Genomic DNA, 16,858 nt, shown 5'->3' with positions numbered 1-16,858 from the left:
GGCAGGGGCCCGGTGGAGCCGGTTCAGGGACCGCAGAGCCAGCGGGCCAGGGTGCCCGCGCCGTATCCGGTGGCGCCCGCGTTGTAGTAGCCGTCGATACGCGGGGACCAGGCCGGTTCGGTGATCTCCAGGTGGGCCCACGCTCCCTGCGGGGCGAAACGGCGCAAGAACGTGGCCGCCGTGGCGCCGTCGCCGCCGGCCGGGCCCGCGGACCGCAGGTTGGCGAAAGGGGCCCACAGCTCGTCCTCGTACTCATCGACCAGCGGCAGTCGCCACAGGAGTTCGCCCGCGTCACGGCCCGCGGCGGCGAGGTCCGCCGCGAGGGCGTCGTCGGTGCTCCACAGCGCCGCGGCCTTGGGACCGAGCGCCGCGGCGACCGGCAGGCCGAGCGCCGAGACACCGACCGTGCGCTCGGCGCCCAGCCGGGCGGCCAGGTGCAGGGCGTCCGCCATCATGAGCCTGCCGTGTGCGTCCGGGTGGTTCACCTCGACGGTGAGCCCGGATGCGGTTGTCACCAGGTCGCCCAGGTGCAGGGACTTCGGGCCGGCGGTCTTGGCCACCGCGGGGATCAGCAGGTGGGCCTCTCGCGTACCGCCCAGAGTGGCCAGGGCGGTCGCGGCGCCAAGTAGGGCGCCGGCTCCCGCCATGTATTTCTTCGCCCCTTCGACGGCTCCGCCGGAGCGGGCGACGCCACGGTCGTCGTAGGTCAGGCCCAGGCCGATCACGGCGACGGGGGGACCGGACGGAGTGGCGGGCCGGTGGCTGATCCGGATGAACCGTGCCGGGGCGGCGCTGCCGACGGCCGCCGCGCAGAATCCCGTCAGCCCCTGCGCACGGCACTGCTCCTCGTCCCACACCTCGACGTCAAAGCGGTCGTGGGCGGCGGCGAGCGCGGTCGCCTCGCGGGCGAGCCGGTCGGGGGTGATCAGGTTGGCGGGCGCGGCGACCAGCTCACGGGCCAGCACCAGGGCGTCGGTGAACGCCTCGGCCCGCGTCAGCGGCTCCGCGCTCGCGGCGCCGAGCAGCTCCACCGTCTCCGGCTCCCTGGGCAGATCGGCGCCGTAGTCCGCGCGAAAGCGGTCGGGCAGGACGTTCCAGCGTCCGCAGTGGACGGCGAGGCTCAGGCCCTCCGTGAGGTGTTCGGTGAGGTCGGTGCCGTCGACGTGCCAGCTCTCCAGGGCCAGCGCGACCCGTCGGTTGGGGCCGCTGGTCAGGGTCCGGGCCAGGGCGGCGCCGGCCCGCCTGGCCGTGTGAGGGGTGACGGCGTCGGGCCGGCCGAGGCCGATCAGCACCAGGCGTTCGCAGCGTGCCGGGACTCCGGGTCCGGTGACCAGTTCGTCGCGGGCGCCGGTGAAGGAGTCGTACGCCAGCAGCCGCGACACGGCGCCGTCGAGCGCGGCGTCGACGGCAGCCAGCCAGGGGCCGGCGAGCGGGTTCTGGTCGGCCGGGCCCTGCGGCACGGCGAGGGCGAGCACCTCTCCGCGCCACTGGGCGGGCGTGTCTGCGCACGTGGTGAGTTTCATGGGGGGAGTTCCTCGTCAGGCTTCAGGCGCGGGTGATCCGCAGTCCGGACAGGTAGAGCACGTCGAGTTCGGTCTTGAGGAAGAGGTCGAGGGCCTCCTCGGGCCGTTCGACGATCGGTTCGCCGGGGCCGTTGAGGGACGTGTTCATCACGACGGGCACCCCGGTACGGTCGTGGAAGGCGGAGATCACCGCGTGGTAGCCGCCCGCCGAGGCGTCCACGGTCTGGATCCGCGCGGTGCCGTCCACATGCGTGACGGCCGGGATGTCGGCGCGCCGTACGACCGCGTTGAAGAGCATGTACGGCGACGGCAGCGGAAGGTCGCGGAACCAATCGGCGGCGTGCTCGGCGAGCACGGCCGGGGCGAACGGGCGCCAGCTCTCCCGGGTCTTGATGCGGTTCACGCGCGGCCAGTTCGACGCGTCGCGCGGATCGGCCAGGATGGAGCGGTGCCCGAGGGCGCGCGGCCCGGCCTCGCTGCCGCCGTCGAACCAGGCCAGCACGCGGTTCGCGACCAGATCCTCCGCCGCCCGCCGGGCCGGCCCCTCGTCGCGCAGGTCCTCCACTCGGATCCGGTCGCCGACGGCGGCCACGGCCCGGTCGACGGCGTCGTCGTCGGGGGCCGCGCCAAGGTACGGGGACGGGAAGCGCGGCTCGTCGGACGGCTCCCGCAGCGGCCGGTCGAGGATCGAGTGGTGGACGGCGAGTGCCGCGCCGACGGCGATGCCCCCGTCGTCGCAGGCGGGCTCCACGAAGACCTGTGGGAACGGTCCGTCCTGGGCGATCCGGCTGTTGGAGGGGCAGTTGAGCGCGGTCCCGCCGGACAGGCACAGCGCCCCGGTCGTCAGCCCGGCCGCGCCCAGCGCGGCGTGCAGGGCCCGGACCGCCTCCATCCGCGTCTCCTCGAAGAGCTTCTGGGTGCTGGCGGCGATGTCGGCGTTGACCGGGGCCGTGGCCTGCTCGGGATCGCCGTACGGGGTGAGGTCGTACCCCATCCGCTCCGCCTCGCGGCGGCAGTGCCGCAGCCATGCGGTGGCTACGTCCACGGGGAAGCGCTCGCGCAGGTCGGCGTGGTTCCCGAGGAACCGCGACGAGTAGAAGCGGGGGCGGCCGTAGGCGGCCAGGCCCATCAGCTTGCCTGCGGGGCCGACGACGCCGAGGCCCAGTGCCGCGCCCACCCGGTCGTACAGGCCGCCCAGGCCCAGGTGGTGCGGGGACAGCGGGTACAGCGCGTTTCCGCGGCCCAGGTAGTACATGCCGCTGTGGTAGCTCTCGCCCTCGGCGTAGCCGTCATGGGTGAGTACGGCGGCCTCGGCGAGGCCTGAGGCGTAGTACACGCTGCCGGCGTGGGCCAGGTGGTGGTGGACCGCGTAGCCGGGGACGGTGACCCCGTCCAGCGTCACCTCGACGGGCAGGTGGAAGCCGTACCGCAGGCGCTCGTCGGGGGCGAGCGGCGTGGCCGCGAGGTCCGCGAGGCCGCGGGCCGCGTCCCATTCAGGGGTGGTGACGAAGTCGTCGATCCAGGGCGTGGCCGGGACGTCCGCGCGGTCCAGGGAGGTGTGCTCGGGGTACAGACGGGCGTAGGAGCGGCCGAGCCAGGTGGCGGCGAGGTCGGGGTCGTAGAGGAAGTGGAGCAGGGTGCCGGTGCCGCGCCGCTCGGCGGCGTCCGGCTCCTGCTGAAGCAGCGAGCAGGGCCGACCGAAGGGGTCGGTCCGGGGATACGTCACGGACAGCGCCGCGGGGTCGTCGACGATCAGCTCCACGTTCTGGGTGGAGCAGACGGCGACCGCGTCGAGTTCGCCGGGTTGTACGCCCGCCACGGCGAGCGCCCGGCGGACCGTGGCCACGTCGAGGCTCGCGGCGTGCTTGACGCGGGTGTGCCGTTCGCGCAGTACGTACGAGACGACGGCCCCGTCGCGCACGACGGTCGCGGCCGCATCATGGCCGAAGTGAAGGCCGAGGACGATCATCGGTTCTCCTGACGCTGCGCCCGTGGTGGCGCGTCGATGGGGCTTCGAGAAAGGGAGAGGGGGCTGGCTGTTCGGCTGTCTTTCGGATGGGGAGGGGGCGGGGCGTGCTGTCACGCCAGCGTGAGCGGGCCGCCGGCGAGCCAGGAGTCGAGCCGTTCGCGCATCGAGATCTCGGACGGCGGGTGGAAGGCCAGCGCGCGGCTGGCGGCCAGCAGGTCGACGTTGCGGGTGCCGGTCACGAACGGGATGCCGCCGCCGAGTTCCAGTGCGCGGTCGGTGGCCTCCGCGATGGCCCGCTGCGCCGTGTACCGGACGAGCAGGGTGCGGCCGAGGAGGTGCTCGTCGCGGTGGCCGTCGTCCACCGCGCGGGCGAGCGACTCCAGCGCCGCGCACTGCGACTCCAGCGGTGCCAGGGCCGCCGCGCGGTCGCCCGCGGTGCCCCGCTTCTCGGCGAAGAGCTGCTCCACCAGGCCGGTGGCGATACCGAGGTAGGAGGCAGTGATGAGGATCTGGAACCACAGCAGGTTCGAGGTGAAGGGCTCCGGGGTGAGCGCCGGGTCGCCCAGGCTGATGGCCATGGCGTCCGGCACGAACACCTCCTCCAGGATGACGGCGTCGCTCTCCGTGGCGCGCAGCACCGGGTTGCGCCAGAACGGCTGCCGGTGCACGCCGAGGGCGTCCGCGGGGATCATCAGGATCAGCAGCCTGCCTTCGTAGAGGCTTCCCGCCGGGGCAGTCGCCGACAGGGACAGCAGTCCCATGGAACGGGCCAGCGAGCAGGGGCGCTTGGTGCCGGACACGAACAGTCCGCCGGGCGCGGTGGACACCTCGATGCCGGGGGTGAACAGGTTCCTGCCCACCTGTCCCTCCGCGCCGCACGAGGCGACGAGGTGGCGCCGGGCGGTGATGTCCCTGAGTACCGGGGCCGCCTCGGCGCCGAGGGCGTCGGCGAGCCAGGCCACCTTGTAGTGGTGCATGGTCGACGCCACGGCGAGCGAGGGCGCCCGGCTGCCGACGGCTCGTTGCAGCAGGACGCCGTCGCGACAGCTGAGGCCTGCGCCGCCCATGGCCTCGGGGATGAGGAGATTGCCGCCGCCTGCCGCACGGAACGCCTCCAGCACGCCGCTGTCCGCGTCCTCGACGGCGGCTCCCCACTCGGCGAGTCGGTCGTCGAATCCGGGCAGGGCGCGTTCCAGCAGCGCGCGTTCGGCTCTGAGAAGGTTCATCCCCGGGCTCCTTCGGGCAGTTCGGCGGCGTGGGCGGCCGCCGTGACCCGGCGGATCCGGTCGGCGAGCCGCAGGGCGGCCTGTCCCCGTACCACGGAGTAGTGGTCTTCCGGGACGGTGAGCGTCTGCCGTGTCCGGCCCAGCACCTCGTCGAGCGGCAGCAGTCCGGGGAAGGTGTCGCGTCGGGTGTGCTCGGCCCGGATCGACAGCCAGGCGGGGGACGGTACGTCCGGCCGCGGCTCCGGCTGCCAGGGAGTCGGTGTGTGGCGTTCGAGGATCTCGGAGTTGTTGCGGTACACGGTGAACAGCCGGGCCAGCTCGGCCGGTTCCACGGGACGTTCCAGGACTTCGGCGGCCAGCAGGGCGTCGTGGGCCTCCCGCAGCCGTTCGCTGTCGGGGGCGTCCGGCCGGACGGCGGGCAGGTGGGCGGTGATGTCGCCGCGTCCGGTCAGGTCTCCGAAGAACCCGGCCAGCCGGGCGTCCAGGGCCTGGGTGCAGCCGTCGGGACGGCCGACGAAGGCGTCGACCGTCGTCAGCGAGGTCACCGGTCGGCCCTCCCGCTCCAGCAGCACCGCCGTGTGCAGGGCGACGGTGCCGCCCATCGACCAGCCGACGAGGTGCAGCGGTCCCTCGGGCAGCCGCTCCAGCAGGGTGCGGGCGTAGTGCTTCGCCATGGTGGCGAGGCCGCCGGCGAGTTCCTCGCCCTGGTGCAGTCCGGCGGCCCGCAGGCCGTGCAGCGAGACGCGGGCCGTGGTGTCGGGGCAGGCCTCGACGGCCGCGAGGACCTCCCGGTAGCACAGAACATCGCCGCCGACCGGGTGGACCAGCACCACGTGTTGCGCACCGCTGCCGCCGAAGCCGACCAGCGGCCCGGTGTCGTCGCCCGGTGTCCGCGCGTCCGCGATGCCGCCGGTGGTGAGGAGCGCGGCCTGGGCGCGTACGGTCCGGTTGCGGAACAGCGACGCCAGCGGCAGCCTGCGCCCGAAGACGGTCTCGATGCTGCGGAAGAGCCGTACGGCTGTCAGCGAGTTGCCGCCGCACGCGAAGAAGTCGTCCTGCACACCGCGTACGGACTCGCCGAGCAGTTCCCGCCACAGCCGCAGCAGCCGGGACTCCTGCTCGGTCGCGGGCGGTTCGGCGCTCGGCGCGGTCGCCGTCCCCGCGCCGCCGGTGTCCGCGGGCGTCTGCCGTGCCGTGTCGGCGAGCAGGGCGAGGAGGGCTTTGCGGTCCACCTTGCCGTTGCCGCTCAGCGGCAGTTCGGGGATGTCCAGTACGGCCGCCGGGACCATGTACGCGGGCAGGACCCGGGAGAGTTCCGTGCGCAATGCGTCCTCGTCGTGGGCCCGGACGGCGCCAGGCGCCGTGCCGGGCTCGGGGTCCGCGGCCGCGGACCCGCGGGTCACGAAGGCGGCGAGGAACGGCTCACCTGCGGCGGTGTCGACCAGGGCGACCGCCGTGCGGATTCCCGGCAGTTTGGCCAACACGGCCTCGATCTCGCCCAGTTCGACCCGATAACCGTTGATCTTGACCTGGTGGTCGGCCCGGCCAAGGAATTCCAGGATCCCGCCGGGCCGATAGCGAGCGCGGTCCCCGGTGCGGTACAGCCGCTCCCCCGTCCCGGGGTGGTGGACGAACGAGGCGGCGGTGCGCTCCGGGTCGTTGAGGTACGCGGTCGCCAGGCCGGCCCCGCCGATGTAGAGATCGCCCGGCACCCAGGTGGGCACGTCGGCCATGGCCGCGTCGAGGACGTGCATCGTCTGGTTGGCGAGCGGGACGCCGTAGGGCACGCTCTGCCAGTCGGCGGGCAACTCCGCGGCGGGGAACCAGTTCGACCAGATCGACGCCTCCGTGGCGCCGCCCATCGCGATGACCTCGGCGCCAGGGCAGACATGGGCGAGGCGTTCGACGAGCGCCGGGGGCACCCAGTCGCCGCTGAGCATGACCAGGCGCAGGGAGGCGAGGAGTTCGCGGGCCTGCTCGCCGAAGTACTCCAGGGTGAGAGCCAGCAGGGCGGGCACCGAGTTCCACACGGTGACGCCGTGCTGGTGCACGGTCTCGGCCCATGCCTGCGGGTCGGGGTGCGCGCTGTCCGGGGGGCAGACCACGGTGCCGCCGCAGCCGAGCAGCGCGAACTGGTCGAACACCGACAGGTCGAAGGCGAGCGAGGAGACGGCGAGCACCTTGTCACGGGCCGTCAGACGGAATCGATCGGTGAGATCGCGCAGGGTGTTGACGGCCGCGCCGTGGGCGATGACGACGCCCTTGGGGGTGCCGGTGGAGCCCGAGGTGTAGATGACATAGGCGGTCCGGTCGAGCGGGCCGCCGATGCCGTCGGGGGGGCCGGCGTCGTCGGGGCCGAGGGGGCTGCCGGCGTCGCCGGGGGCCGCGACAGGGACGAGGTGCACCCCGTCGGGCAGGGCGGCGTCGCTCTGCGGCCACGAGTCGCCGATGAGCGCGTGGGCGCCGCTGTGCTCCAGCACGGTGCGGACGCGGGCCGCCGGCCAGGACGGGTCGACGGGAACGTACGCGCCTCCCGCGCGCAGCACGGCCAGTACGGCGATCGACTGGGCGCGCCCACGGGGCACCCGGACCGCGACGAGGTCCGGTCGCCCGGGGTCACGGCCCACGCCCAGGTCGCGCAGCCGGTGCGCGAGGGCCGCCGAGGCGGCGTCGAGCGCGGCCCGGCCGAGGGTGCCCTCGGCGTCCTGGACGGCGGGGCTGCCGGGGGCGGTGCGGCAGGACCGCAGGACGAAGTCGTGCAGTTCGCCGGTGGGCAGTTCGGTGACGGTGTCGTTGGCCTGCCGGCGCGGGGCGAGCCGGTCGGCGGGGAGTGGGGCGGCGCCCGGGCGGGTCCAGTTCTCGGGGGCCGCGGCCAGGGCGGCCAGCCGCTCGGCGTGCCAGGCGGCGAGGTCCTCGATCATGCCGGGTGGATAGGCGCTGTCGGCGTAGTCGAAGTTGCAGACGAGCTCGCCGTTCTCCTCGTAGACCTGGTGGTCGAGGAGGATCTGCGGGGTGCTGATGGAACTGTGCGCCAGCTCGGCTCCCGGCAGCGGCAGCAGGAAGCCGCCGGGGGCGCCGTCGACGAGGTCGAGGCCGCTGGTGAAGACCACGGGGGCCGGGCTGCCGGTGCCGGAGGTGCGGCCCCGCAGGAGCCGGCTCACCTCGACGCCGGACACGTCCAGGGCGGCCAGGTCGGCGTACAGGCCGCCCTGCAGCGCCCGGCAGCGGTCGGCGAACGCCTGCTCGGGCCGGGCAGGTCCGTAGCCGACGAGCACGGTGGTGCTGGCGTTGCCCCAGACGTGGGGCATCTCGGGGTGGCTGCCGGGGCGGTGCGCGGCGAGCACCGTGAGCAGGCCCGCGGCATCGTCGGACCAGCGGTGCAGGCAGTCGACGAAGAGGCCGAACAGGGCGGTACCGGTGGGAAGTCCGGCGGCCGCCGAGTGGGCGCGCAGACGGGCCCAGGTGGCCGCGTCCAGGCGGTTGGAGAGACGGCGCAGGGGGGCGCCGGCAGCGGCCGGGGTCGGCTGCGGGGCGGCCTCGGTGGCGTTGGCCTCCGGCTGCGGGGCGGGGGCCGGGGTGCGCAGGGGCAGCGGCGGGGCCGGGGGCAGTTCGCCGGTGCGGCGCTCCCAGTAGCGGCGGGCCGCGTGGTGGGCCTCCGTGGTGCGGCGTTCCTCGAGGCCGGCGACGTAGTCGCGGAAGGAGAGCGAGAGGGTGCGCGGCAGGTAGTCGGGGTCGGCGCAACATCGGGCCAGCTCCGTGAAGAAGAGCTGGGTGGTGACGCCGTCGAAGGCGATCAGCCGCAGCGCGATCTGGAGCCGGACGGTGCCGTCGGGCAGCGTGATGTGCCGGAGCAGGAAGGGACGCCCGGCGGTGTACGGGGGCAGGTCCGCGGCGAGCCTCGCACGCAGCGCGAGGAGTTCGGCCTCGGCCGCCGCCTGGGACCGGGCACTCAGATCGCGGCGGTCGACCAACGCGGTGCCCGTGTCCTGCGCGTCCGCCGTGTCCGCCTTGTCTTCCTCGGCCGGCAGTATCCGCTGGGTGCCGTCGGGAAACACGGCCAGCCGCAGCGCGCCATGCGCGCGGCGCAGCAGCCCGAGGGCCGCGTCGAGGGCGTCCGGGTCGGGGGGCGCGTCGGCCGGGAACAGGTACTCGTGGACGAACACGGCGGGTGCCGGGTGGTCGTAGAAGTCCTGTTCACCGACGAGATACGCCTGCTGCAGGTCGGTCAGCGGGAAGGGCCTGCCGGCCGCGTCCGCGTCGGCCGTGAAGGCCCAGGTGTCCTCACCCGGCCCGTCGCCCCGCTCGGCCTCCGCGCGCAGCAGTTCGACGAGTTCGTCGCGGCAGGCTCGTACGTCCCGGCGCAGTTCCTCGGTGAGCGCCCCGGGCGGTGCCGAATAGCGCAGCGCCCCGTCCTCCAGAAAGAGCACGAATCCCGCGGAGTGCAGCCGGTCACGGACGTCGGCTGCTGCGGAGAGTGAGCCTGGCATATTTCTTCTCCATGACCGTCGAGGAAAACAAGGGAATTCTGCCGACCCGGCGGCGATTTCGTACAGGGCTCTTCACTGGCCGCCAGCGGACACGGCCACATACGGAACCACCCGGGGCCGCCCGAGGATCGGCCGGAGTGAGCCTGCGTGTTAACATCCGGCTCATGTCAGAAATTGAATTCAGGGACATGCGAATCCGTTCGCCGCACGCCGACGACCAGGCGCGGGTACTGCGTGTACTCGACCACTGGTGGGGGGAGTTCGAGGGCAGCGCGGGGAGTGTGCAGCGCGCACTGCTGTTGCCTCGCCTTTTCTTTCAGCACTTCACCACGAGCAGCTTCATCGCCGAGCGGGACGCCACCATGACCGGATTCCTCATCGGATTCCTGTCGCAGTCGACGCCCGAGGAAAGCTATATCCATTTCGTGGGTGTGGCCCCGGAAGAACAGGGAAGCGGTCTCGGTCGATTCCTTTACGAGCGGTTCTTCGAATACAGCAGGGCGCACGGGCGCAGCGTGGTGCGGGCCATCACGTCCGCCGGGAATTCTGGGTCGTACGCATTCCACACCCGAATGGGATTCACCGCGGAACCGGGGCCGGCCGAGTTCGAGGGCCGTCCGGTCCAGCCCGACTACGACGGCCCCGGCCTGGACCGGGTCAGCTTCGTCCGGCGCATCTGAGGCAGTGGGGTCGGTCGAGTCAGTCCCGCAGTTCGGGGTGGACCATGCCGAGGATCGCGGTGTCGTGGCGGACGCCCTTGACGTCCTCGTAGGCGCGCAGCACGCCCTCGGGGACGAACCCGGCCGCCTGCATGGCCCGTCGGCCCACGGTGTTGCCGCTCAGGCACAGCGCCGCGATCCGCAGCAGGCCGAGCTCACGAAAGCCCCAGTCGGTGAGCAGGGAGATGGCGCGTCGCCCGACACCGCGCCCGCGGGAGGCGGCGGCCAGCCAGATGCCGAGTTCGGCCCGGCGCTGCGTGAGGTCGGCGTCGTGCAGGCCGACCCAACCGAGCACCTCGGAGTCGTCGTCCCGGTCGGTGACGACCAGGTCGATCGTGCCGGCCCGCTCCTGTCCCTCGATCCAGGCCCGGGCGTCCGCCTCGGTGAACGGCGCCGGGAACGGCGTCCAGCGCGCCACCTCCGGATCGTCGCCGGCCCGGGCCACGGCCGCGGCGTCGGCCGGGCGCATCGGCCTGAGCAGGACGACCCCGTCGGTCAGCGGTGGGACGCCGAGCGGTGCGCGGGACACGCCAGGCGCGGCGGGTATGGCAGGCGGTGCTTCGGGGGGCTGAGCGGCCATCGGTTCCCTCGTCGTCGGCGGTGGGGCATGCGGCGGTCACGCGGTGGGGGGGAGGGACGCGGACAGCGCCGTCAATCCAACGGCACCCGACTCCCCGAAGTCCAGGCCCGACGCTGTCCGGCAACGGCCAGCGCCGGGAGCGGTCAGCACCGCGACCCCGGCACACCGACACCCGCTCCGGACCCCGCGGGCACCTCGCAGGGCTGCGTCTCGATCAGCGACAGCATCGCTGCCCGGACACCGGCCTCGAAGCGGCTGCGGGCGCCGATCTTCTCGAGGATGACCGTGGTCATGCGGCGTCCAGGGCCGTCATCAGCGAGCCCCGGGCGGGCCGGGAGACGTAGGCACGCACACCGTCGACGAGGATCATCCGGAACGGCAGGACCGGCGTCATGCGCACCTGACAGCCGGATTCCTTCAGGGCCTGGAGGTGGGCCTGGGCGTAGGGCATCCGCGTCATGGATTCCAGGTGGATCGAGCGCATGGCGACGCCCCGGTCGAGCACCGCGCGGTTGCGTTCACGGCTGGCTTCCAGTGCCTCCCCGGGCAGCGGCGATCCGGCGTGCATGCTCAGGATCTCCTTGCCCGCGCTGACCGACACGCCGTCGAGCGCCTTGGCGATGCGCTCCTGTCCGGTCAGCACCTCGATCCGGGTGTCGCTGCTGGCGCGCGCCTGCAGCAGGGGCAGGTTCGAGGCCAGAGTGGACAGGGTCGAGCGCCGTTCCCGCAGCTCGGAGCTGCGGCTGCGGGAGCTCTCCTCCTCCATCGCCAGCAACCGGGCGACGGCCGCCTCCGGCGCGACCGGCGCGAAGCCGCCCTCCCCCGCGGTCACCTGGAGCAGACCGGCCTCCACCAGCGTGTGCGTGGCCAGCCGGAAGTCGATCTCGGAGAGCTCCAATCGCTGTCCTGCCCGCTCCGGTGTCCAGTCCGGGTCACTGATCATGTGTCGGAACAGCTCCTGCGCACGAGCATGGGCGTCTCGCACCTGAATCCTCCCCCCACGATGGTTCCCCAGGCTTCCCTGACTTGACTGCGCGCTCATACATATGCACGTTGCACCCGTCTTCACGCTGGAGAACCAGAGGCTGTCCGGTTCGGGCCACGACATGGGGTGGCCACAGGAACCCCATGTCCCGGGCCGTCGCGGCGTGGCAGCGTGAACACGGCCCGGCCGACCCCCGGCCCCTGAGGCGCGATGACCGGCGGCAGCAACGACGCTCCGCCCGCACGGCCGCTTCTCATATCTCCACCCCGCCGGGCTCCAGCGCCACCGCGCCCGACGCCCCGTCACAGCGTTGCCGTTCCACCAACTGCCTCCCGGCGGCCCCGACCACCGGGAAAGAGGAGTGCCCAGTGCCCGAGGTTCAGCAATTCGCCATGCCGATGACCTCATCGGCGGACCTCACGGTGGACGGCGGCCGGACCGCGGGCGTAAGCGACCCGCTCACCGTCACCGTAGCCGGGGACAAGTCGGTCAGCCACCGGGCCCTGCTCGCCGCCCTGTTGCCCGGCGCCCCCGAGCTGCTCACCGTGCGCCGGGCCAACCTCGGCGGCGCGGTCCGCGCCCTGCTCCCGGCGATGCGGGCGCTCGGCGTGGCGGTCGACGTCAGCGGCGACACCCTCGTCGTACGCCGTGGCGCCGCCCCCGTACCCCAGCCGGTGCGGCCGCACTCCGGTGTCGTCGCCTGGCCCGAGGACGCCCCTTACCTCCAGACGGAGGGCTCCAGTGCCGCCGCCCGGCTGCTGCTGGGCATCCTCGCGGGCACCGGGTTGCGGGCCGTGGTCGACGGCGACGAGGTGCTGCGGCACCGGCCGATGGACTGGCTGGTGGACCCGCTGCGCGTGCTCGGCGCGGACATCGAATACCTGGGCGAGCCGGGCCGGCTGCCGGTGCTGGTCGCCGGGTCCGTCCACCGCCCCGGGAGGGTGGATCTCGCCGTGGGCAGCGCCCAGGCCCGCTCGGGGGTGCTGCTGGCGGCGGTGGCGGCCGGGCTGCCGGTGGCGCTGCGCCATCCGGTGCGCTCCCGCGACCACACCGAGCGGATGCTGGCCGCGTTCGGGGCACGGCTGACCGAGTCCGACGGCGAGGTCGCCCACCAGGGCGGCGACTGCGTCGTACCGCCCGTGGTCGACGTGCCCACGGACCCGTCGCTGGCCGCGTACCCGGTCGCCGCCCACCTTCTGTGGGGCCACGGCGGTGAGCTGCGTGTCCCGGACGTCTGCCTCAACCCGACCCGGCTGGGCTTCTTCGACGTGCTGCGGACCGCCGGCGCGGACATCTCCTACGAGGGGCGCGGCACCACCACCGGGGGTGAGCCGGTCGGCACCCTGGTGGCCCGCGGTGGGCTCGGGCGCGTCCGGCGCGTACGGGTCGACCAGCCCGCCGTGCTGCACGCCCTGATCGACGAGGTGCCGCTGCTCGCGGCGGTCGCGGCCACCCTGCCCGGCGAGTCGTGGATCGGCTGCGCCGAGGAGCTGCGGTTCAAGGAGACCGACCGGATCGCCACCACCGCCGGGATGCTCGATGCCTTCGGCGCCGATGTGGCGGCGGTCGACGACGGACTGCTGATCCGCGGCGGCGCACCGCTGCGCACCGGTGAGGTGCCCGCCTTCGAGGACCACCGGATCGCCATGGCCGCCGCCACGCTCGCGGTGAGCCTGCCCGGCCGCACGACCGTCTCCGGCGGCGCCTGCCATCGAACCTCTTTTCCGGACTTCGCCGACGTGCAGCGTGCCGTCGGCGCCAGGATCTGCGAGGACACCACCTCATGACCGAAGTGAAGGCCGCCTCGCCCGAGGCCCGCTCCACCGGCACCGTGCTGGGACCGGAGTTCGTCCAGGGCGCCGGGCCGTGGCTGTACGCCGAGGACGGCACCGCCTGGTTCGACGGGACCGCGGGCAGTGGCGCGGTGACCCTGGGCCACCAGCACCCCGCCGTCACGGCGGCGGCCGTGGCGCAGCTGGGCCGACTCACGGCGACCGGCTGCAAGCTCGGCTCCGACGCCCGCCGGCGGATGACGGCGCGGCTGGCGCGGCTCAGCCCGTACCGGGACCCCGCGGTGCTGCCCACCGCGACCGGCGCCGAGGCGGTGGAGTCCGCGCTGAAGATCGCCCGCGCGGCCACCGGCCACCGCGGCGTGGTCGCCTTCCGGCACGGGTACCACGGCAAGACCGCCGGGGCGCTGGCCCTTACCTGGCGCCCGGAGTTCAAGCCGTACAGCGCGCTGCCGGACGGCGAGGTCGGCACCGTCGAACTCCCCGACCCGCGCCACCCGCGCCCGGACGACGACGAGCGCTTGCGCGCCTCGCTGACGGCCGCGCTCGACGCCTCGGACGCACGGGGCGGTACGGCGGCCGTAGTGCTGGAACCCGTCCAGGTGACCGAGGGGGTGCTGGCCGTGGCGCCCGCGGTGCTCGACGAGATAGCCCGGCAGGCGCACGCCCGCGGCGCGCTGCTCGTGCTGGACGAGATCTACACCGGGCTCGGCCGGGCCGGACGGCTGTTCACGGCCGAGCTGATGGCCGAGCGGCCCGATCTTACGCTGGTCGGCAAGACGCTGGGCAACGGCTTCCCGGTCGCCGCGGTCGTGGGCGAGCGGGAGATCGTCGACGCGCTGCCGCCCGGCGTGCAGACGTCCACCTTCTCGGGGCAACCGGTGTCCTGCGCGGCCGCGGCCGCCGTACTGGAGACCCTCGAGGCCGAGGACCTGCCGGCCAGGGCGCGGGCGCTCGGTGCCCGGCTCGCCGACGACCTGGCGGCGCTGTCCTTGCGCCACCCGTGGATGGCGTCCATCCGCACCGTCGGCGCGCTGGCCGCCTTCGACTGCGTACGGGACTCGGCGCCCGACCCCGCGCTGGCGCGGGCCGTGACCAGTGCCGCCCTGCGCGGCCGGCTGCTGCTGTTCGGCGGCGGCCCGGAGGGGGCGACCGTGAAGATCGTGCCGCCCGCACTTCTGACCGAGGACGACTACCGGTATCTGGCGGACGGGCTGGCCGCCGCGCTCGACGCCGCCGGGCGGGGGGAGCCGGCATGACGTACCGACAGCTCGCCAAGGACGTACTCGAACAGGGCCTGTGCACCGCGTGCGGGGCCTGTGAACTGGCCTGTCCGCCAGGGGTGATCGGGTTCGACGGGCTCGACCCGGTCCTCACCGTCGCCTCCTGGACCGAGACCGACTGCGGTACCTGCGGTGACTGCCTCGATGTCTGCCCCGGCAGCGACCCGGCGACTCCCGACGCGGAGCTGCGGCTGTTCGGGCGCACCCGGACCCCCGAGGAACGCTGGACCGGCATCTTCACCGAGGTCGTCGCGGGCCACTCGCTCGACCCGGCCGTCTTCGAGGCGTCCGCGAGCGGCGGCACCCTGACCGCGCTGCTGCAGACGGCGCTGACGGCACTCGACGTGGACGTGGTGCTCTCCATGGGGCGCGACGCGGACGAGCCGTGGCGGGCGGCACCCGCGCTGATCAGGGATCTGGCACGGCTGACCGAGACCGCCCAGTCGACGTACCAACTGGCTCCCTATCTCGGCGTGTTGCGCCGGGTCATGCTCGACGAGCCGGAGGCCCGGGTCGCCATGACCGGCGTGGCCTGCCACATCCAGGCGCTGCGCAAGCTGCAGGCGATGGACACCCCGGCCGGCCGCTGGGCCCGGGAGCGGGTGGTGCTGGCGATCGAGCCCGCCTGTTCCTCCAGCACCCGGCCGGAGGGCACGGCGGCGGTGATCCGCGAGCGTGCCCAGGTGCCGCTGGAGTCGGTGGTCCGGCTGCGCTACCGCGAGGGCGACTACCCGGGCGACATCAGTGTCCGCACCGCCGACGGGGCCGAGCACCGGGTGGCGTTCTGGCAGGCCGTACGGGACTTTGCCGCCAACAAGACCTACCGATGTCTGTCCTGCGGCGACTGGATGTCCGGCCTCGCCGACGTCAGCGTCAGTGACGGCGACCCGAACATCTTCTCCGCGAGCGTCGAGGGCGGCCGGGACCTGAAGCACGGCCGGGTCTTCATCCGCACCGAGGTCGGCGCGCGGGCGGTCGCCGAGGGCCGGGCGAGCGAGCTGCTCACCCACAGCCCCGTGGAGCTGGCCGGCCTCAACCTGGGCCTGGAGCGCAAACGCAACCGCCGTGCCACGTACGAGCGTTCGGGCGGCCCCACCCCGGCCGGGCCGATCCCCGGTTTCCGTGAAGAGCTGGAGATCATTCCGGACGACCGCTGGATCGCGGCGCCCGGCACGGAGGGGGGCCGACGATGACGACCGCCCACGACACGGTTCACGACTCGGCCGCCGAGGTCCTGACCACCCGCAGGCTGGTCGCGGCCGGATCGCCCCTCCCCGTCACCGAGGAGGTGGCCTGTCCACCACCCGGCCAGGGCGAGCTGCGGATCCGGGCCCGCTGGAGCCTGGTCAGCCCGGGCACCGAACTGCACTATCTGGACCGTTCCGCACGCACCGGTGAGCGCTTCACGCTGGGCTACTGCTCGGTGGGGACCGTGGAGACCGTCGGCACGGACGTACCCGGTTTCGCGACCGGGGACCTCGTCATCGCCATGGGCTGGGGCGAGGCCGTGCACGCCGGGGTGGTCACCGTGCCGTACCGGCTGTGCCGCCGGGTGCCGCAGGGGGTGGACGCCGCCGACGCGGTGGTCGCCAACCTCGGCGCCACCGCCGTGCACGCCGTGGACCGGGCGGGGCTGAAGCCCGACGACGAGGTGGCCGTCGTAGGGGCCGGGATGGTCGGGCAGCTGGTCGCGCAGACCGTCGCCGCCCGGGGCAACCGGGTCACCCTGCTCGACCTCAGGCCGGACCGGCTGCATGCGGCGGCCGAACTCGGCCTCGCGGTCGCCGAGGGCCCGTCCTTCCTCGCTCGCACCCAGGCGGCCGCAGGGAGGGGCGGCCGCTGTGTGCTGCTGTGCGGTACCGGGGACGCCGACGACACGGTCGCCGCGGCGGCCCGCTGGACGAGCCGGGCGCCAGGACGTCCGCGGCTGGTCGGCGTGGGCCGCTTCTCGGCCCGCATCGACTTCAGCGTCGAACTGGGCAACCTCGACATCCGGTACGCGGCACGCTGCGGCGCCGGCTACCGGGACGCCTCGTACGCCCGCGGCCTGAGCGAGGTCACCCCACCGGCGGGCGAGTACACGGTCACCGAGAACCTCCAGCGGGCCCTGGACCTGATCGTCTCCGGCCAGATCTGCCCGGCCGCGATGCGGCTGCCCCGCGTCCCCTTCGACGAGGCCACCGACGCCTACGCCGAACTGCGCACACGCCCGGCCCATCCGACCACGCTCCTCGCCCACGGCGGCACCCCTTGCGACGCACCGAAGGAGCAGCCCGCACCGTGACCGGACGCAAGG

Annotated in this window: 12 protein-coding genes; 5 read left to right on the top strand and 7 right to left on the bottom strand. The window is 73.8% G+C overall.

The window, feature by feature from the left end:
- Positions 1-23: 23 nt before the first annotated feature.
- From AQJ91_RS34100 to AQJ91_RS34085, 4 genes are all read right to left on the bottom strand, one after another.
- Positions 24-1,523: a leucyl aminopeptidase family protein gene (locus AQJ91_RS34100; RefSeq protein ID WP_067029326.1), complete on the bottom strand. Its 1,500-nt coding sequence runs from the start codon at positions 1,521-1,523 to the stop codon at positions 24-26.
- Positions 1,524-1,545: 22 nt separating this feature from the next.
- The gene (locus tag AQJ91_RS34095) at positions 1,546-3,492 is read right to left on the bottom strand and encodes a carbamoyltransferase family protein (protein WP_067029324.1); all 1,947 of its coding nucleotides are present in this window, start codon (positions 3,490-3,492) and stop codon (positions 1,546-1,548) included.
- Positions 3,493-3,602: 110 nt separating this feature from the next.
- Positions 3,603-4,718, bottom strand: a complete 1,116-nt coding sequence (locus AQJ91_RS52635; RefSeq protein WP_067029321.1) for an acyl-CoA dehydrogenase family protein — start codon at positions 4,716-4,718, stop codon at positions 3,603-3,605.
- Entirely contained in the window at positions 4,715-9,205 is a 4,491-nt protein-coding gene (locus AQJ91_RS34085; protein ID WP_067029319.1) for a non-ribosomal peptide synthetase, read from the bottom strand. The genes AQJ91_RS52635 and AQJ91_RS34085 overlap by 4 nt, the downstream gene beginning before the upstream one ends.
- A gap of 137 nt (positions 9,206-9,342) precedes the next feature.
- Between AQJ91_RS34085 and AQJ91_RS34080 the strand changes: the two genes are divergently transcribed.
- Positions 9,343-9,885 (top strand): GNAT family N-acetyltransferase, encoded by a 543-nt coding sequence (locus AQJ91_RS34080; RefSeq protein WP_234383208.1) that lies wholly within the window; start codon positions 9,343-9,345, stop codon positions 9,883-9,885.
- A gap of 19 nt (positions 9,886-9,904) precedes the next feature.
- Here AQJ91_RS34080 and AQJ91_RS34075 read toward each other — a convergent pair whose 3' ends face one another.
- The 3 genes from AQJ91_RS34075 to AQJ91_RS34070 all read right to left on the bottom strand — a co-directional run bounded on the left by AQJ91_RS34075 (position 9,905) and on the right by AQJ91_RS34070 (position 11,447).
- A complete protein-coding gene (locus AQJ91_RS34075) occupies positions 9,905-10,453 on the bottom strand; it encodes a GNAT family N-acetyltransferase (protein ID WP_067029317.1) in 549 nt (182 codons plus the stop codon).
- A gap of 194 nt (positions 10,454-10,647) precedes the next feature.
- Positions 10,648-10,797: a hypothetical protein gene (locus tag AQJ91_RS53930; RefSeq protein WP_159054706.1), complete on the bottom strand. Its 150-nt coding sequence runs from the start codon at positions 10,795-10,797 to the stop codon at positions 10,648-10,650.
- On the bottom strand, positions 10,794-11,447 hold the full coding sequence (locus tag AQJ91_RS34070; protein ID WP_159054705.1) for a hypothetical protein: 654 nt from the start codon (positions 11,445-11,447) through the stop codon (positions 10,794-10,796). Before AQJ91_RS34070 ends, AQJ91_RS53930 begins: the two co-directional genes overlap by 4 nt.
- Before the next feature lie 410 nt (positions 11,448-11,857).
- Here AQJ91_RS34070 and AQJ91_RS34065 point away from each other — a divergent pair, with 410 nt between their 5' ends.
- The 4 genes from AQJ91_RS34065 to AQJ91_RS34050 are packed head-to-tail and all read left to right on the top strand — an operon-like array spanning position 11,858 to position 16,846.
- On the top strand, positions 11,858-13,276 hold the full coding sequence (locus AQJ91_RS34065) for a 3-phosphoshikimate 1-carboxyvinyltransferase (RefSeq protein WP_234383207.1): 1,419 nt from the start codon (positions 11,858-11,860) through the stop codon (positions 13,274-13,276).
- Positions 13,273-14,538 carry an aspartate aminotransferase family protein gene (locus AQJ91_RS34060; protein WP_067029311.1) on the top strand — a complete coding sequence of 422 codons (1,266 nt, stop codon included), beginning with the start codon at positions 13,273-13,275 and terminating at the stop codon, positions 14,536-14,538. The genes AQJ91_RS34065 and AQJ91_RS34060 overlap by 4 nt, the downstream gene beginning before the upstream one ends.
- On the top strand, positions 14,535-15,755 hold the full coding sequence (locus tag AQJ91_RS34055) for a Coenzyme F420 hydrogenase/dehydrogenase, beta subunit C-terminal domain (protein WP_067029309.1): 1,221 nt from the start codon (positions 14,535-14,537) through the stop codon (positions 15,753-15,755). Before AQJ91_RS34060 ends, AQJ91_RS34055 begins: the two co-directional genes overlap by 4 nt.
- On the top strand, positions 15,752-16,846 hold the full coding sequence (locus AQJ91_RS34050; RefSeq protein ID WP_067029308.1) for a 3-hydroxyacyl-CoA dehydrogenase NAD-binding domain-containing protein: 1,095 nt from the start codon (positions 15,752-15,754) through the stop codon (positions 16,844-16,846). Before AQJ91_RS34055 ends, AQJ91_RS34050 begins: the two co-directional genes overlap by 4 nt.
- Positions 16,847-16,858: the final 12 nt, after the last annotated feature.

The organism is Streptomyces dysideae, from assembly GCF_001514305.1.
In the GTDB taxonomy this organism is placed as follows: Bacteria; Actinomycetota; Actinomycetes; order Streptomycetales; family Streptomycetaceae; genus Streptomyces; species Streptomyces dysideae.
This window is presented reverse-complemented; position numbering and strand designations above follow the sequence as displayed.